Below are 16,478 nucleotides of genomic sequence, written 5' to 3'. Positions count from 1 at the left end.
CGACTTCGCTCAGCACAGGTTTTTGATTTACGATTTACGCTGCCTTCAACATTCGTTATTCAGCATTCGGTGTTCGTTATTTCTTCTTTTCTCTTACTTTCAATTTTTACAAATCCTCCAATTTTTCAATATCGAATGTCGAACCTCGAATGTCGAATGATGAAGATTTTAGTCTTGTGTCTTGTATCTAGCTTCTTGCGTCTCACCTCGCATGCAGCCCACACTCCTTTTTCGAGTCCTCCCACCACCAGCGACCGGCACGGGCATCCTCTCCCGGCATAATCGCCCGAGTACAGGGAGCGCAACCAATGCTGACAAAGCCTTGATCGTGAAGTGGATTATATGGAATTCGATGTTCTTTGATATACCCAATCATCTGATCAAATGTCCAGTCCATAAGCGGATTGTATTTGATGATCTGATTGGACTCATCCCATTCGATAAGCTTCATTTCGCTGCGATTGGCACTTTGCTCGGCACGGAGTCCGGTAATCCAGATTTCATTGCCAGCCAAAGCTCTTTTCAAGGGTTCCACCTTTCTGACAAAGCAGCAAGATTTACGATTTTCAACCGACTCGTAAAAGCCGTTAATTCCGATTTCACCCACCAGCTTTTCAACTGAATTTGTGGTCGGATAGTAGACTTTGATTTTTTGTCTGTATTTGGCTTCAGTTCGGCTTAATAAGTCCAAAGTCTCCGGAAACAGACGTCCCGTGTCCAGTGAGAAGATCTGGATTGGTAGATTTTGCGAAGCGATCAAAGCTGTGATAACTTGATCTTCCTGACCCAGAGAAGTAGAGAAGACCACTTTCCCCGGAAAGCGGTCGGCAATTAATGCCAGGCCTTCTGCCGCCGAAAGTGCGCTAAGCTTAGCTTCAAGATCTGACAAGTTCTGTTGCTGGCTCATTGATTTTTTCTTTAGTTGCATTCTCCCAAACTCGTTCATGGAAATAATACAAGATGATTTTGGAAACCACTTCCACCGAACCAATTGAAACCGCCATCACCAACTGTCCCGTGATGATGTAGGAGATAATGATTGTGTCAATAGTGCCTACAATCCTCCAGGAAATTGATTTAAGTAAGCTTTTGGCATTGCTGTCTTTTCCGGGTTTGGAGGAAAAAAGCTTCTTGGCGAATTGGTCTAAAATCATGAAGTTCTATACGAAGGGAAAGACAAAAGTATATAAACCCTATAAATTTTATAGACTTTGTGATAAAAAAATTTTACTCTTCGTTCAAAATGTCCTGTAAGGACTTGTTTTCCAATATTTTAAGTGTTTCATCCCGCACCTGAATCATGACTTTATTGATGCCACATTGGGTCTCATTTTTACATTCTGCACAGGGTTCATAGTAGTTGAGACTGACACAGGGAAGCAAAGCGATCGGTCCATCGAGCAATCGTATCACCCGGGAGAGCGGAATATCTTTAGGTTCTTTGATCAGATAATAACCTCCACCTTTGCCTTTCTTGCTGCCGAGATAGCCAGCTTTGCGAAGTTCGAGCAGAATATTTTCGAGAAACTTATGAGAGATCCCATGCTCCTCAGCAATGTCCTGAATCAGGACGGTTTTGTTTTCCCTATGCTTGCCGAGGTAAGTCAGGGCATGAAGGGCATATTTGGTCTTTTTGGAAAGCATGATCAAAAATACAGGATTTCTCTAAATAGCCTAGTAAGGGAGTGGGGAATGAAAAATCCCCGACCGAGGCCGTGGATTGGGAATTAATAAACCCTACGAGTCTTCACAACCCATGGAGGGTTTGGGTGAAAGATCAAATCTACTCCAGACATATTTTAACAAGTGCATTCGCCACCTTAGACTAACACAAACCCCAAAGCTTTCGGTTTGAATTAAAAATGAAAAAATTCATAAAAGAAAATTAGCATTATTAAGGTTTTAGAAATAATTTTCAAAATAAGATAAACATAAAAGTGATGACATTATAAAATATTTTGTTTGGTACTTAATTTTATAAATCATTTTTAATCCTTGCAAATGCAATTATGTAATTCTCCTCTTTCAAAAAAGAAGTATTATTAGAAATAAATTGTTCAAGGTTAGATTTTAGGCCTATTCCTTTTTGAATTTCTTCCAAATTATCCATTTTTAAAAATTTATTAGTATTCATCAAATAAACCACATCTCTCCCTGTTGATGCCCAAGGCATTTCATTAATTATAGTAAAATCAAGATCGTTAAGTAAATTCTTTCCTTTATAGAGGGGCTTAAATTCCTTATTGAAAAATATATATTCCTTATTATAATCATTTCTCCTCAGATACATTAAATAACCTTGATCTAAAATGAGGAATCCCGTTATACTTTCAACCAGTCCATTTTCCTCTGCATAATCGAAATGATCCACTTCAGACCCTAATTCAATTCTATCTACGTTCTTAAAATTATTGGCTCCAAAATCGAAAACATATTGATTTTTAAGAAATCCCAATGAATCAAACTTTAAAATATTATAATCTTTAGGCAAATTAAAAAAAATATTTAAATTTCTATCCGATTGAAAACCAGCTGGATCACTGTAAATATTATTCACTAAATAATTTGGCCTCTCAACATAGGGAATGACTTCTTTCGACGAATATCGCAATATTCTGAAATTAAAATCAGGATCATTATTTAAGTAATACAGATTAAACGATTTTCCTTTATAAAACATCGCTCTTTTGAAAAAACTAGTCTTTTCTACCAAAAACTCACCATTCAAACTAAAGCCTAATTCTTTTTTTAGGATTCCATCTTTAATCCAAATTGTATCATTGTAGATTGAAAAATCATCTAATGTAAAAAACTCCTTAGGCCCCTTTCCTGTACTGTTTATTCGAAATTTAAAATTTCCAGATAAATCATAAATAAAAATAGAATTGTAAAAGGCATCTCTTACCAAAACCAAACTATCATAAAAAATAATTTTATATGGATCAGCAAGAAAATTAGATGAATCAGGTTTTAGAAGAACATAGGTTATGCTGTCATATATATCTGATAGTTTCCCTTCATTAAACGATTTCAAATTAATTTCAATTTCAAAGACACTTTCCTCTTTTTCGTCATTATTTTCATCACATGAAATTAGTAAAATATTGAAAAGGATCCAAAAATTAAATCGGGAGGAAATTAATCCCTCCCAAATTACCAAAATCAACCTTTTCATGCACATCCTTTAATATCACCACAGCCAAGGGTATCATGAGGCTCACATACTGTTCTAATTTTTCCATTTGGACACCTTCTTTGTTCAGGTGATTCCCTCGGACCGTCTGCAGGTGGCGCAATTTCTTGTCCAGAAGATGGAAAATTAATTAGAACAATAAACCCTAAAGCGAATAAGCTAGAAGCTATTTTTCTCATTTCATTTAAATTTATAGGTTTTAAATTAGTTATAATTATTAGTCCTCAGCGCCGAAAACTTAAACTAAACATACCCCCCCCATTTCAAAAAGTCAAGTCTTGAACTGAAAAATATTTAATCAAAAAATGTAACTAGTTGAAAATCAATGAAATTATTTTTAAATTCTTAGTAGAATACAATTTGTACCTAGTTGATATACAATTTGTTAACAAATAAACAAAATACAGTTATCAAATACCTGTATTCATAAATGAACAACAAAAAATCCCCGGCCAAGGCCGGGGATGAAAACCTTTGGGGTTTTGAAAACCCCGAAGGTTTAATTTATGCAAAATCATAAAGACCTTCGAGGTCTTGGAGACCTCAAAGGTCTAAATCATCTCCACACTTCTTTTTACAAAGGCTTCAGGTCTTTGCCAGTCAATAGCCCTTGTGAAAGCAACGCCAAGTCAAATGCCTGCTTCGCCAATCGCTCTTTTTCTTCTTCAGATTCAGCTTTGAGGACTTTGTCTACCATCAGTGATTGCCATTATTGGCAACTCAATAGCTGTGGAATTATTTCCCAGAATCTAATTTCAAAATTTTTCGGCGATGTCCTGAATCAAAACAGTCTTGTTTTCCCGATGCTTGCCGAGATAGGTCAGGGCATGAAGGGCATATTTGGTCTTTTTGGAAAGCATGTTCAAAAATACTCCATTTTGGCAAATAGCCTAGTACGGAGGTGGGGAATGAAAAAATCCCCGACGATTTGCCAGGGATTAAAATGAAGTGTATTTCAAGGAAAGATTTATAAAATCACAACTTATAATCAACCGGTATTTTTGATGAGAAAGAATCCTATTAGAATAATACCGACCAAGATTGCGCCCATTTTTCTTTTTAAATAATATGAAATCATATTTTGTTCCTTGTAAAGGAAGAAAATATAGATTTGAATTAAGATGCCAAAAAATAGAATTATCAATTGGATCTGAACTGACTTAAAGAAAAATCCTGCACAAATAATACCAATGACCAAAAACGTTGAGAATTGTTCCCATTTTTTTATCGCTTTCATAATGCTATTCTTTCATATTCAAAACAAATATCATAGTCTCTATTGGCGGCTCGAATACAAGCAAGCTCAGCTATCCAAACAAAACCTCCACATCCTAAAGCACCCAAAAGAGTTGGAGTCAAAAGTGCACAAGCTGCCGCACCAACCAATGCTCCTTCTTGGCATGTTTGCAAATCAGCATCTCGCTGGTCCTCACATTGACCTTGCATTTGCCTAAGGCTTGGTAAAAATATAGATCTCTTTGAATTTCTTCGAGTTTCAGCAATTTCTTTAATTAAAATTTGCACGTCTTCGGTCGTAAATTCCGAAACTTCAGGATATTTGTTTCTAATTTCCTGCCCAATGGTGGCCATTTCAAACAAAGAATTGAATACATAATCCGGATTTTTATAGTTCACTTGGATAAAACTCTTTAAATCATCAATAGATTCGAACCCTTTTAGTCGAATTGTTTCAAAATCCGAATTGTTTCCAGTAAAAAGAGAACTTGTTTCATGTGTTCTGCCAAGAGCTTGATTAAAACTTTTGGATAGTGGATCTTTAAGTACTTTAGTTAGTGTTGATTCATTTTCTACTAGAGGTTCATCATTGAAATCACAGGAAATTGTAATTAAAAATGCAAGAGAGAATAAAAGAGATTTAATTTTCATTTTTCGAAAGGTTAGAAATTAAAGAAATTGATTAAAAAGCTCGCCGCGCATTGAACTTAAACTAAACATACCCCCCCCCCATTTCAAAAAGCCAAGTTTCTAACGAAAAATAATTATAAAAGAATCATAACTATTTGAAAATCAATACAATTATTTTTAATTTCTTAGTAGAATACAATTTTTAACTAGTTGATATACAATTTATTAACAAATAAATAGAATACCGTTATCAAATACCTGTATTCATAAATGAACAACAAAAAATCCCCGACCAAGGCCGGGGATGAAAACCTTTGGGGTTTTGAAAACCCCGAAGGTTTAATTTATGCAAAATCATAAAGACCTTCGAGGTCTTGGAGACCTCAAAGGTCTAAATCATCTCCACACTTCGCTTTACAAAGGCAGTCAGATCTTTGCCTGTCAAAAGACCTTGGGAAAGCAATGCCAAATCAAAAGCTTGCTTGGCTAATCGCTCTTTCTCCTCTTCAGACTCGGCCTTTAGCACTTTGTCTACCATGGGGTGGTTGCCGTTAATGGCAACTTTGTAGCTATCTGGCAAGCTGCCGTAGAAGCTCATCGGTCCGCCACCGGTCTGTGCCATATCCTTCATGCGGCGCATCCACTCCTCCATCGTGATGGTCACTGGCATTTCTTCAGGGCTGAGTCCTTCTACCTCCACGGTGTAGTTTTTGTTATTGATCGCCTTTTCGAAGAGTTCCTTCACCGCTTTGCTTTGATCTTCGGTCAGGAGATTGGCGTAAGTAGAATCAGTTTGGATCAGTTTCTCGACCACATCGGCATCGACTCTCTTCAATTGGGTCTTCTCCAACTTGGTCTCCAAGTGCTGGATAAAGTGACTGTCAATCGGTGAATCCAAGACCAAGACATCAAATCCTTTCTTTTCAGCTGACTGGATAAATCCATCCTGCTTATTCAGGTCAGTTGCGTAAAGGAAGATGGTCTGTTCGTTTTTGTCGGTTTGGATCGCTTTTACCTTTTCACGGTACTCCTCCAATGTGAAATACTCGTCTTTTGTATTTTTAAGCAGCGTGAACTCCTTGCCTTTTTCGTAGAATTTATCCTCGGAGATCATGCCGTACTTCACGAAAAGTCCGATATCGCTCCACTTGGCTTCGTACGCTTTTCTGTCTTTTTTATACAATTCTGAAAGCTTATCCGCTACCTTCTTGGTGATGTAGTTGTTGATTTTCTTCACATTGCCATCCGCCTGCAAGAAGCTTCGTGACACGTTCAATGGAATATCCGGAGAATCAATCACCCCGTGAAGCAGCATCAAGAATTCAGGAACGATGTCTTTCACCTCGTCGGTGATGAATACCTGACGGCTGAAAAGCTTGATTTTATTGCGCTGAAGTTCGAATTCATTTTTGACTTTCGGGAAGTAGAGCACTCCAGTCAAATTGAAGGGATAGTCCACATTCAGGTGAATCCAGAACAGCGGATCTTCGCCCATTGGATACAAGCTCTTGTAGAATGCCAAATAGTCCTCGTCCTTCAGATCGCTTGGCGACTTGGTCCAAAGTGGCGCAGTCGTATTGATGATGTTATCGACTTCAACAGACTTCCACTTTTTCTCACCTTTGTCATCCACTCCGTCTTCGACAGATTCGCTCTTGGTGCCAAACTTGATAGGTACAGGAAGGAACTTGGCGTATTTGTCCAAGATGCCCTGAAGCTTCCACTTGTCTAGGAATTCTTCAGAATCCTCGTTGATATGCAGGATGATGTCCGTACCTCGGGTTTTCTTTTTGCCTTTTTTGATTTCGAATTCGGTGCTGCCGTCGCAAGTCCAAATGGCAGGTTCTGCGCCATCTTGATAGGAAAGCGTGTGGATTTCCACGTTTTTGGCGACCATGAATGCGGAGTAGAAACCCAAACCAAACTTGCCGATGATCTCATTGGCATCTTTGGCATCTTTGAATTTCTCGACGAATTCCTCCGCGCCGGAGAAAGCTACTTGGTTGATGTACTTTTTGATTTCCTCAGCGGTCATTCCAAGGCCTTTGTCCGAGATGGTGATGGTTTTCTTTTTCTCATCAAAAGCCACTTCTACGGTAACGTCACCCAAGTCGCCGGTGTACTGACCTAATGTCGCTAGTCTTTTGATTTTTTGGGTTGCATCTACCGCGTTGGAGACGAGTTCCCGAAGGAAAATCTCATGGTCGGAATAGAGGAATTTCTTGATAATCGGGAAAATGTTCTCGGTATGGATCGAGATCGTGCCTTTTTCCTGCATGGGTATAAATCGGTTTAGTAAAACACAAAATTTGACAAGAGGGTGTTATCAATGCCTGTTCCAAGTGGAAAAAAGTGACAAGATGGCATTTTGGTTTGCCACAAAGGCACGGAGAAAGAAAAGAAATTCAGAAATCTAAAGTAATAAATCAGAAAGTGAGCAGAAATTAGTCTCAGTTGCCAGTTTTTGAAATTGCTCACAGATTTCTCAGATGAACACAGACAAACACATCTGTGATAATCTGTGTCATCTGTGAGAAATTAGAAAATAAGAGGTTTCACAAGTGGACAATTCTCTCAGTGACTTGCCGACAAATAAGAAAACGTCAACGGATCCGGAAACTCAAACTCAAAACCCGTCTCCAAAATCTTCCTTGAATCAATCAAGCGATCTAAACCTTCCGGTTCATTTTGGTAGCTGACTGGTGGTGAAATGCCAAGTTGGGCTGCGTTTTTTTCATAAATCTCACGACGCAAAGGATGAATTGGGGCCACTCCATTGAAAGTCTCATTCCAAAGCCCTTTTTCAATAATCCAGGTCAAAATTCCCACTACATCATTCTGATGGATGAAGTTGACTCGGGTATGACCTGCTACATTTTCCTTCCCAGAAAAGTATTTACCCGGAATTCGATCTTTTCCCATCAAGCCGCCAAACCTGACAATCGTCAAATCATAACTTCGGTCTTTTTCCATTAGCTGCTCCGCTCGATAAAGGATGTCATTCCCTGCATTTTCATGTGTCAAGCAAAAATCTTCAGCGTATTCTTCCCCCGCCGGCGCTTCAGGATAAATCCCCGTGCTCGATACGAAAATCACCTTCTTAATAGGCGAATTATCAAGCAGACTTCTGAGGTATTTGAGTTGCTCCAAGTGGAATTCTCCATTTCCCGAACGGGTCCTCGGAGGAATATTGACTACCAGGATCTCTGCCTGAAACAGGGAATTGAATCCGATTCCTTCGGGATGGGGATTTAAGGAAAACTGGATCGCCTTGAGTCCATTTTTGGAAAGGTTCTCCTGTTTTTCGGCAGAAGTGGTGGATCCCAAGACTTGGAAACCTTTTTTCTTCAATTGAATGCCCAAAGGTTCACCTATCCAACCTAGACCAATGATTGATACTGTTCGCATAATTTATTTTTGCCACTGCGACTCAAAGACAGTAAATCTTAGTTAAAAGTTATTGAGTTACTTGTTTTTTGTAACATAATTATAGAGTTCAAATTTAAAATTTCTAAAATCTGATTTTTTAAAAATGTCGAATATCGAATGCTAAATTATGAATGTCGAAGTACTACAGAATTTTAGAATTTAAACTTCTTTTCGGCTTGGCGATTTGGTGGCAACCCCCAACAAAAAACCTCCCGTAGGAGGCTTTTTTTAATCTTTTTTGGGCAAGGTGCCCAACAAATAATCCCAAAGTGGTGAACTTACGCCAAAGGAAGTGTCGGGATCTTTGTAATGGTGAATCGCATGGTTAACCCAAAGTATTTTCAGGAAATTCTTCGGGGGATTGAAGCGGTGTACAATGAAGTGAACACCCAAATACGCAGTATATCCGATCAGAAATCCGGGCAAAAAATACAGGGAATACTCACCCATGATCAAATTGAAAATCAAATATAAAATCGCAGCATAGGCAGCACTGACAAAGGGCGGCATGGCCAATCGATCCTTGTCCCTCGGATAGTCGTGATGAACACCATGCACTGAATACTGCAGCTTATCTTTCAAGGGAGTATCCGGTTCCATATGAAAGAAATGCTTGTGCATCATGTATTCTACAAAAGTGAATGCAAACATTCCCAAAAACATCACCAATAAACCAATTCCCAATCCAATCTCCGTAGTAGTCAAGGCATAATAAAAGGATACCGAAGCGATCGACATAAATAAGGTGATCGGCACCATGATGTGGGTTCTGGAAAGTCTTTCCAGAATTGGACTAGAAAACATATGGGCCGAACCAAAATTGTCAGGCTTTTCCAATCTTCCAATCTTTTTCATAGATAAATAATAAGTTAAGAAAGCAAATGAATTAATTACCGTTCATGGGCTTAACTCAGCCGTAAAGGTAAGGTTTTTGAGCTTCGTGTAAATATTTTTGAAGCTGATTTATATCAATAAATCTTAGACTTCCGTCAAGGTTGAAGCTATAGTTTTCTCATAATACGCAACATATAGGGGGAGAATCTGGTCTATATCAAACTCCTTGGCTCTTGCAAGTGCCCGTTCTTTGAAACCTTGAAGATTTTCATCCGCCAAAATGACCTTGGCTTTTGCAGTCATGTCTTCCACATCGCCCACGTTACAGCAAAATCCCGTCACCCCATCCAAGTTCAATTCCGGAATACCGCCGGCATTGGAAGATAAAACCGGTACCTCACAGGCCATTGCCTCCAATGCGGCAAGTCCAAAGCTCTCTTTTTCCGAAGGCATCAAAAACAAATCGGCTACAGAAAGGACCTCTTCAACGGCATCAAGCTTTCCTAAAAAGCGGATATCGTCACAAGTCCCGAGTGTTCGGCAAAGTCGCTCCATACGATCTCGCTCCGGTCCATCCCCTACCAAAAGTAATTTGACGGGAATGGTCTTTCTCACCTCATAAAACACCTGAATCACATCCTCTACGCGCTTTACCTTTCGAAAATTGGAAGTATGAACAAGTAATTTTTCACCCTGGGGACAAATCGCCATTTTAAAGTGATCCTTTCGTTGGCGTTTGAAGCGCTCCAAATCGATAAAATTTGGGATGACTTCTATGTCTCTTTTGATATCAAAATGCTCATAGGTTTCTTTTCTCAAATCTGCTGATACTGCTGTTACCCCATCCGATTGATTGATAGAAAAAGTAACCACAGGCTCATAGCTAGGGTCTTTGCCCACTAGCGTGATATCTGTTCCATGCAGCGTAGTCACTACCGGAATCTGAATCCCCTCTGTCTTCAGGATCTGCTTGGCCATATACGCCGCCGAAGCATGAGGTATGGCATAATGCACATGGAGCAAATCCAAATTTTCATATTTTACCACACTGACCATTTTGCTGGCAAGCGCAAGTTCGTAAGGAGCATGCTCAAAAAGCGGGTAGCTTTTGATATCTACTTCATGATAGAATAAATTTTCACTGAAAAAATCAAGCCGCATCGGTTGCTTGTAAGTGATGAAATGAACCTCATGGCCGACTTTTGCCAAGCCTTTGCCGAGTTCCGTGGCGACTACGCCACTGCCCCCAAAAGTAGGGTAACAAACAATTCCTATTTTCATTTTCAGCGATTTCTGCTACTGGATTTTGACTTTTAACACGACTTCTGCCTTGTTTTGTTCAAATTACTCCTTTTTTCCAGTTGTATTCCTGAATGCTAACCTGTTGCATTTTCAGGAGTCGAGTTTTGCAGGGAAAAAAACCTGACTATTTTCACCACAAATTTAATTTTAACAATGAAAAAACCACTCTTCCTTTTTGGATTGCTCGCCTTAACGTGGGCTTGCCAACCTGCTGAAAAAGCAGCTCTTGAAACTGAAAAAATCAATCCCTCCGCCTATTGGGGGGAAAATCCATGGCCGGAAATCCGAAAAAAACGGATCAATCAGCTTCTTCCCGAAGCCTTAAAAAATGCCGGAGTCGATGTATGGCTGGTCATCTGCCGTGAAAATTACAATGACCCCATTGCTACCCACGTCGGTGGAGAAAATGCAAGCGGAACAGCGGCATTTCTTTTTTATAATGATCAAAGCGGGTTTCATTCCCTGGTCTTTTCTCCCGAAGGTGAAGCTACGGCATTGGATGACCTGGACATTCATGAAAAAGTCGAGCGAGTACCGAGAGGAGAATCGGCCGTCGCCAAAGCGGTAGAATTCATCAAAAAAACAGGGTTCTCCAAGGTGGCAATTAACTCCTCTGAAAGTAATGAGATGGCAGACGGTCTTACGCATAGTCAGTACCTGAATTTGGCCAGCTTGATGGGAAAAGATACCTCCAAACTGATATCCTCAGAGGATTTGGTTTACGAGTGGCTGTCAATCAAACTTCCGGAGGAAGTGGAAATCCTGAAAAAAGCAGCGCAATTGGCGGCAGATTTTCAGGTAGAAGCATATGCCATGATCGAGCCGGGGGAAACTACGGACGCTGATGTGGCTAAATTCCTCAAAACAAAAATGGCGGAATATGGAGTGACCGATGCTTGGCATCCCGACCAAAACCCAAATGTCAATTCAGGTCCCGATCGGGGACATTCACATGCAACGGACAAGGTCATTATGCCTGGAGATGTTATTCAGACTGATTTTGGGGTTAAACTTTACGGCATTTGGGTTTCGGATATTCAGCGCTTTGCCTATGTCCTGAAAGATGGTGAAACTGAAGCACCAGCTGAGATTCAGCAATATTGGGAGTATGGAAAAGCCGGAAGCCGAATTGCATTGGCGGCGATGAAGCCTGGCGTAAAAGGCGAGGATGTGGATCGGGCACAGCGCGACCTGATGGATGCCAACGGTTCGCTGTATGTACCCTGGAGCACCGGTCACCCAGTCGGTTATGTCGCTCATGATGTAGGCCCAAATCTAGGCGGAGCGAGAATTCCTACTCCAAGGCCTGCCGCTCAGAAATTATTGAAAAAAGGGATGACTTTTGCTTTTGACGGATTCCACTGCTGGAAACAGGCTGACGGGACCGAGAAGACGATCTCAGTAGAAGAAATGGCAGTAGTCACTGATACCGGAGCGGAATATCTGATCACACCACAGGAAGACTTGATTTTGGTGGGGAAAAAGTAGGAAGATTGGAGTGGAGATGAAAGATATAAGAAGGCTGGGAAACCGGCCTTTTCTTTTTGTGAATTAGGATGCTTCGACTTCGCTCAGCACAAGAATTCGATTAAAGCCTTCAAAAGGACTACAATGATCTCAATTAATTCAAAGCTGAAATATAGTTTTCTGCTCGCCTTGATTGCAACTATATGAATGTTGGCTTGATATCTCGATTGAGGCGATTCCCCCTTTTAAAGGGGGCTAGGGGGATTTTGTAAATTTCCGTGCATGATCGTAAAGACTTGTTTCACAAAATCGACTTCAATCCCAAATGCGCTACAAAGGGCTCGAAATCTTTATCGGAATGGAGTATAGTCATGTCCTTTTCAATACAATAGGTAGCAATATAAGAATCGATAATTTTGCGGATTGCGATTCCTTTTTTTCTTAGGAAGCGGTAATTCTGGGCAGATTTTAAAGCCAACTCATGACTTCCCATAATTGCAAAGGGAAACTCATTCAGAAAGCTTTTCACGTCATTAAAAACAGAATCATCGCGGTATCCCTGAAGAATCTCAGTAAAGATCAAGTCTGTCATCTGAATATTTTCCAATCCAATAAAACGACTAAGAAACTCTGCTTCTTTCGTGTTTTTACCATTTAAGTAAGAAATCCAAACTGAGCTGTCAACCAAAATCACGATTTTCTCTCATTTCGTCAAGATCTCCTTCCCATTGATATTTCCCTCTAATCTGCTTAATTTTTTCCTGCTTCTTAAGGGAAACCAAGTTCGCAAGAGCCTTTTCAACCACTCCTTTTTTCGTCGTGATTCCCGTTAGCTTCATTGCTTCACGAATCAACTCTTCGTCAATATCAATATTTGTTCTCATGTGTACCTTTTTTATAATATACACATTTTGATTATTGAGGGTTCTCTGATTCAAAATTTTGAAAGCTGATTTATTTAAAAAGCGTGTTTAATCTTCCCTGTTTACAAACCTTACAATTTTCAAATTTTTCAATCTTCCAATTTTTCAATTGGCTACCTTTGCCCTAACCAAATCTTTCTCCGTCATGAACGAGCGCTATATGCAGCGCGGAGTTTCCGCATCCAAAGAAGACGTGCACAACGCCATTTCCAAGCTTGACAAAGGCCTTTTTCCGCAGGCTTTTTGCAAAATCGTGGAAGACACGCTCGGCAATGATCCGGAGTACTGCAATATCATGCACGCTGACGGCGCAGGTACCAAATCTTCCCTGGCCTACCTGTATTGGAAAGAAACGGGTGACCTCAGTGTCTGGAAAGGAATTGCGCAGGACGCCATCATCATGAATACGGATGACCTGCTTTGTGTAGGTGCAATCAATAATATATTGGTTTCCTCCACCATCGGAAGAAACAAAAACCTGATCCCTGGAGAAGTAATCGCTGCCATTATTCAAGGCACGGAAGAAGTCCTGCAAATGCTCCGAGACAACGGTGTAAATGTCGTGCTCACCGGAGGAGAAACTGCCGATGTGGGAGACTTGGTACGGACGATTATCGTAGACAGCACAGTTACTTGCCGAATGCGTCGCGAGGATGTTATTTCCAATGACAAAATCCAACCGGGAGATGTGATCGTTGGGCTTTCATCTTTTGGCCAAGCCAATTATGAGACTGGGTACAATGGTGGAATGGGCTCAAATGGCCTGACTTCAGCCCGTCACGACATTTTCAATAAACTTCTCAAAACCAAATACCCTGAAAGCTTTGATCCGGCTGTTCCTGAGGATCTGGTTTACTCCGGAAAATATAATCTGACCGATCCCGCTCCGGGTGCCCCGGTCAACATGGGCAAGCTCGTCCTTTCCCCAACCCGAACCTACGCTCCGATCATGGTGGATGTCCTCAACTATCTGCGTCCGCATGTTCATGGGCTGGTGCATTGCAGCGGAGGGGCACAGACCAAAGTCCTGCATTTTGTGGACAAAGTTCACGTCATCAAAGATAACCTGTTTGAAACTCCACCATTGTTCCGGGTTATTCAGGAAGAAAGCGGAACAGACTGGAAAGAGATGTATAAGGTCTTCAACATGGGTCATCGGATGGAGATTTACCTCGATGAGCGCTACGCCGAGGAAATCATCGACATCGCGGAATCATACGGCGTAGAGGCCAAAATCATTGGTCGAGTCGAGCCTCACGAAACCAAAAAAGTCACGATTCAGAGTCAGTACGGGACGTTTGAGTATTGACCCCCTGACCCCCTGAAGGGGGAAAACAAGTAACTGGTAATCGATGGGAATCTTCGACATTCGTTATTCAACATTCGATGTTCGCAATTGAAAAAAAGTCGCGAATTTATACTTGCGATGAAAATTGTCGACACCTCGTAAATCAAAAATCGTAAATCCTTTGTCTCGCTTTTTAAAAATTCTCTCTTGGTCTTTTGGGGTTCTCCTCCTGATTATCCTTACCACCATCACCACGGTAGATCGCTCACCGATTGAAGAACAGGAGTTTTACCACGAAACTTTCGATCGACTTGAAAAAACACCTTGGCAAGGTTCTGAAGGTGGCTTTTGGTTGGCAGGTTGGGGAAAAGCCAATGTAACACCGGATAAACCTGTTGACTTGGTGGGCTATGCCCCGCGTGGCCCCTATGAATTTGTACAGGACAGCAGCTTTGTCAAAGCCATCACGCTGAGCAATGGCAAAACCCAAATCGCCTGGCTAAATTTTGAACTTTTGATTGTCCACCCTGCTTTGGCAAAAGCTGTTGAAGAGGGAGTCGCAAACTCCGGCTCAGCACCTGATCAGTTGATTTTCACCGCGACCCATACCCATTCAGGTATGAGCGGCTATATGCCCGGGGCGATGGGCAAACTGGCTTTCGGAGGTTATGACCAAGAGATCGTGGACCATTTGGTAAACAAAAGTATCGAAGCGCTCCGCTCTGCGATTTCCACTCAGGACACCGTTTCACTTAGCTATCGCAAAGTCGATGCAGGGAAATATGTGGCAAATCGTTTTATCAAAGATGCGCCTTATGATCCATTTGTACGGCAGTTAATTTTTACCAAAAATTCAGGTAAAAAGGCATCCCTATTTACCTACTCTGCACATGCAACCTGTTTGAGTTCGAAATTTATGGGCTTATCCGGTGACTACCCCAAATACCTGACTCGTGCCTTGGAAGCAAGAGAATATGAGTTTGCCCTATTTGCAGCGGGGACTGTCGGAAGCCACAGACCCCTTTCTCCGGGAAATACTCCAGAAAAAGTTCAGGCCTATGCTGCAAGTTTGGATTCCGCCATTTGGCTTCGAATGACTCAGTTTGCCACCTTGAAGACTCCCCGGATTCTTCACTCACGCTTAGATATCGGCCTCCGCGAACCGCATTTGCGGATAACTGACAATCTCAGAATCCGCCCTTGGCTTTTCAATTATTTGCTTGGAGAGACCAATCCGCACCTTGATTTCACCCAAATCGGCAACTTATTATTGATCACATCAAGTGGAGAAATCTCCGGCGTTTTTTATGAAGAATGGGAAAAGCTCGCCAAAGAAAAGGGGCTCAACCTGATCGTTACTACTTTCAACGGTGGCTATATCGGCTACATTACGCCCGACGAACTCTATGATGAACACTACCATGAAGTCAGGGAAACCAACTGGTATGGCCCGGGAAATGGCCACTACTTTGATCAATTGATTCGGAAAACCATTTCAAAATCAGGACGCTAAACAGCTTGCCAAACTTGGGCCCGGATCCATCCTTTTCGCCAGCATTTTTCATGATTCAATTCAAATCCCGCATTTTTAAACAGACTGTTTAAACTGGGAAGATCCTTTCTTCGATGTAAAGTAATAAGCCGGAAAAAGCCAATCATTCCTTTCTGAATCAATTTTTGCTGAATACCTACCGGATCAAAAAAGTCAGAAACCACGATTTTGCCATCCTCCAAAAGAGCCACTTTTATTTCCGAGAGCAGTATTGTAATCTCATTATCAGGCAAAGTATCGAGTACAAAGGGCAAGTAAACCCGGTCAAATTTTCCTGTACTTGGCCAAGACCCGTTTTGAATTTTTAATCCCGAAGCTTTAAGATTTCTTTTTGCCAATTGGGTCATCCGTGGCGACAATTCCCAATACTCACCCTCCACATTTCCCTCAAAATTCCGATAGGCCTCGCCATCCCCACCGCCGATGATTAACAACTTTTACCTTCAACTCCTTCCAAAAAGGCTTGATTTGCGTAGATTAAGTCCCCTCCGAAAACCAGTCTTGAAATTAGCTGGTAAAAGGGAGCAAGGAAACCATAGGCGTCTGACATGAGTAAAAGGTAGAAGCGAGTAGGAAGACAAAAGTATCAAGACGCAAGAAAATCAATGAACACTCTTCAAGAAT

At 41.1% G+C, this 16,478-nt stretch carries 17 protein-coding genes and 1 pseudogene; 3 read left to right on the top strand and 15 right to left on the bottom strand.

Annotated elements, in window-relative coordinates; genetic code table 11:
• Positions 1 to 202 precede the first annotated feature (202 nt).
• The 12 genes and pseudogenes from Q8M62_RS13075 to bshA form a co-directional block, all read right to left on the bottom strand.
• Entirely contained in the window at positions 203 to 907 is a 705-nt protein-coding gene (locus Q8M62_RS13075; protein ID WP_304902167.1) for a phosphoadenylyl-sulfate reductase, read from the bottom strand.
• The gene (locus tag Q8M62_RS13070) at positions 876 to 1,154 is read right to left on the bottom strand and encodes a DUF2061 domain-containing protein (protein WP_304902168.1); all 279 of its coding nucleotides are present in this window, start codon (positions 1,152 to 1,154) and stop codon (positions 876 to 878) included. Before Q8M62_RS13070 ends, Q8M62_RS13075 begins: the two co-directional genes overlap by 32 nt.
• Positions 1,155 to 1,227: 73 nt before the next feature.
• Positions 1,228 to 1,644 carry an Rrf2 family transcriptional regulator gene (locus Q8M62_RS13065; protein ID WP_304902169.1) on the bottom strand — a complete coding sequence of 139 codons (417 nt, stop codon included), beginning with the start codon at positions 1,642 to 1,644 and terminating at the stop codon, positions 1,228 to 1,230.
• A gap of 331 nt (positions 1,645 to 1,975) precedes the next feature.
• Entirely contained in the window at positions 1,976 to 3,175 is a 1,200-nt protein-coding gene (locus tag Q8M62_RS13060) for a 6-bladed beta-propeller (protein ID WP_304902170.1), read from the bottom strand.
• On the bottom strand, positions 3,172 to 3,372 hold the full coding sequence (locus Q8M62_RS13055) for a hypothetical protein (RefSeq protein WP_304902171.1): 201 nt from the start codon (positions 3,370 to 3,372) through the stop codon (positions 3,172 to 3,174). Before Q8M62_RS13055 ends, Q8M62_RS13060 begins: the two co-directional genes overlap by 4 nt.
• A gap of 395 nt (positions 3,373 to 3,767) precedes the next feature.
• Positions 3,768 to 3,890: a hypothetical protein gene (locus Q8M62_RS13050; protein WP_304902172.1), complete on the bottom strand. Its 123-nt coding sequence runs from the start codon at positions 3,888 to 3,890 to the stop codon at positions 3,768 to 3,770.
• 61 nt (positions 3,891 to 3,951) lie between these two features.
• Positions 3,952 to 4,053, bottom strand: a pseudogene (locus tag Q8M62_RS13045) (transcriptional regulator); the annotation flags it as partial.
• Positions 4,054 to 4,426: 373 nt separating this feature from the next.
• Complete coding sequence (locus Q8M62_RS13040) at positions 4,427 to 5,080, bottom strand: hypothetical protein (RefSeq protein WP_304902173.1); 654 nt, start codon at positions 5,078 to 5,080, stop codon at positions 4,427 to 4,429.
• A 370-nt stretch (positions 5,081 to 5,450) separates the two neighbouring features.
• On the bottom strand, positions 5,451 to 7,337 hold the full coding sequence (htpG, locus tag Q8M62_RS13035; protein ID WP_304902174.1) for a molecular chaperone HtpG: 1,887 nt from the start codon (positions 7,335 to 7,337) through the stop codon (positions 5,451 to 5,453).
• Positions 7,338 to 7,633: 296 nt separating this feature from the next.
• Positions 7,634 to 8,467 (bottom strand): epimerase, encoded by an 834-nt coding sequence (locus Q8M62_RS13030; protein ID WP_304902175.1) that lies wholly within the window; start codon positions 8,465 to 8,467, stop codon positions 7,634 to 7,636.
• Between the two features lie 249 nt (positions 8,468 to 8,716).
• Positions 8,717 to 9,343 carry a sterol desaturase family protein gene (locus Q8M62_RS13025; RefSeq protein WP_304902176.1) on the bottom strand — a complete coding sequence of 209 codons (627 nt, stop codon included), beginning with the start codon at positions 9,341 to 9,343 and terminating at the stop codon, positions 8,717 to 8,719.
• Positions 9,344 to 9,466: 123 nt separating this feature from the next.
• On the bottom strand, positions 9,467 to 10,603 hold the full coding sequence (bshA, locus tag Q8M62_RS13020; protein ID WP_304902177.1) for an N-acetyl-alpha-D-glucosaminyl L-malate synthase BshA: 1,137 nt from the start codon (positions 10,601 to 10,603) through the stop codon (positions 9,467 to 9,469).
• A 174-nt stretch (positions 10,604 to 10,777) separates the two neighbouring features.
• Between bshA and Q8M62_RS13015 the strand changes: the two genes are divergently transcribed.
• A complete protein-coding gene (locus Q8M62_RS13015) occupies positions 10,778 to 12,112 on the top strand; it encodes a Xaa-Pro peptidase family protein (RefSeq protein WP_304902178.1) in 1,335 nt (444 codons plus the stop codon).
• Positions 12,113 to 12,392: 280 nt separating this feature from the next.
• On the opposite strand, the gene Q8M62_RS13010 is transcribed toward Q8M62_RS13015, so the two are convergent.
• Both Q8M62_RS13010 and Q8M62_RS13005 read right to left on the bottom strand, forming a co-directional pair.
• On the bottom strand, positions 12,393 to 12,785 hold the full coding sequence (locus Q8M62_RS13010) for a PIN domain nuclease (RefSeq protein ID WP_304902179.1): 393 nt from the start codon (positions 12,783 to 12,785) through the stop codon (positions 12,393 to 12,395).
• On the bottom strand, positions 12,772 to 12,975 hold the full coding sequence (locus Q8M62_RS13005) for a type II toxin-antitoxin system VapB family antitoxin (RefSeq protein ID WP_304902180.1): 204 nt from the start codon (positions 12,973 to 12,975) through the stop codon (positions 12,772 to 12,774). Before Q8M62_RS13005 ends, Q8M62_RS13010 begins: the two co-directional genes overlap by 14 nt.
• Positions 12,976 to 13,159: 184 nt before the next feature.
• Between Q8M62_RS13005 and Q8M62_RS13000 the strand changes: the two genes are divergently transcribed.
• Both Q8M62_RS13000 and Q8M62_RS12995 read left to right on the top strand, forming a co-directional pair.
• Entirely contained in the window at positions 13,160 to 14,323 is a 1,164-nt protein-coding gene (locus Q8M62_RS13000; RefSeq protein WP_304902181.1) for an AIR synthase related protein, read from the top strand.
• Positions 14,324 to 14,483: 160 nt separating this feature from the next.
• A complete protein-coding gene (locus Q8M62_RS12995) occupies positions 14,484 to 15,815 on the top strand; it encodes a neutral/alkaline non-lysosomal ceramidase N-terminal domain-containing protein (RefSeq protein ID WP_304902182.1) in 1,332 nt (443 codons plus the stop codon).
• Here the strand turns inward: Q8M62_RS12995 and Q8M62_RS12990 are convergent.
• Complete coding sequence (locus Q8M62_RS12990) at positions 15,812 to 16,288, bottom strand: methyltransferase domain-containing protein (protein ID WP_304902183.1); 477 nt, start codon at positions 16,286 to 16,288, stop codon at positions 15,812 to 15,814. The genes Q8M62_RS12995 and Q8M62_RS12990 overlap by 4 nt on opposite strands.
• Positions 16,289 to 16,478: the final 190 nt, after the last annotated feature.

Source organism: Algoriphagus sp. (assembly GCF_030694375.1).
In the GTDB taxonomy this organism is placed as follows: domain Bacteria; phylum Bacteroidota; class Bacteroidia; order Cytophagales; family Cyclobacteriaceae; genus Algoriphagus.
The sequence above is the reverse complement of the archived record's forward strand: the minus strand, read 5'-3'. Positions and strand labels throughout refer to the sequence as shown.

Bases quoted from the DNA above. Each gene is read 5' to 3' on its own strand.
- Q8M62_RS13075 (WP_304902167.1), bottom strand. From the start codon at position 907: ATGAGCCAGCAACAGAACTTGTCAGATCTTGAAGCTAAGCTTAGCGCA.
- Q8M62_RS13070 (WP_304902168.1), bottom strand. From the start codon at position 1,154: ATGATTTTAGACCAATTCGCCAAGAAGCTTTTTTCCTCCAAACCCGGA.
- Q8M62_RS13065 (WP_304902169.1), bottom strand. From the start codon at position 1,644: ATGCTTTCCAAAAAGACCAAATATGCCCTTCATGCCCTGACTTACCTC.
- Q8M62_RS13060 (WP_304902170.1), bottom strand. From the start codon at position 3,175: ATGAAAAGGTTGATTTTGGTAATTTGGGAGGGATTAATTTCCTCCCGA.
- Q8M62_RS13055 (WP_304902171.1), bottom strand. From the start codon at position 3,372: ATGAGAAAAATAGCTTCTAGCTTATTCGCTTTAGGGTTTATTGTTCTA.
- Q8M62_RS13050 (WP_304902172.1), bottom strand. From the start codon at position 3,890: ATGGTAGACAAAGTCCTCAAAGCTGAATCTGAAGAAGAAAAAGAGCGA.
- Q8M62_RS13040 (WP_304902173.1), bottom strand. From the start codon at position 5,080: ATGAAAATTAAATCTCTTTTATTCTCTCTTGCATTTTTAATTACAATT.
- htpG (WP_304902174.1), bottom strand. From the start codon at position 7,337: ATGCAGGAAAAAGGCACGATCTCGATCCATACCGAGAACATTTTCCCG.
- Q8M62_RS13030 (WP_304902175.1), bottom strand. From the start codon at position 8,467: ATGCGAACAGTATCAATCATTGGTCTAGGTTGGATAGGTGAACCTTTG.
- Q8M62_RS13025 (WP_304902176.1), bottom strand. From the start codon at position 9,343: ATGAAAAAGATTGGAAGATTGGAAAAGCCTGACAATTTTGGTTCGGCC.
- bshA (WP_304902177.1), bottom strand. From the start codon at position 10,603: ATGAAAATAGGAATTGTTTGTTACCCTACTTTTGGGGGCAGTGGCGTA.
- Q8M62_RS13015 (WP_304902178.1), top strand. From the start codon at position 10,778: ATGAAAAAACCACTCTTCCTTTTTGGATTGCTCGCCTTAACGTGGGCT.
- Q8M62_RS13005 (WP_304902180.1), bottom strand. From the start codon at position 12,975: ATGAGAACAAATATTGATATTGACGAAGAGTTGATTCGTGAAGCAATG.
- Q8M62_RS13000 (WP_304902181.1), top strand. From the start codon at position 13,160: ATGAACGAGCGCTATATGCAGCGCGGAGTTTCCGCATCCAAAGAAGAC.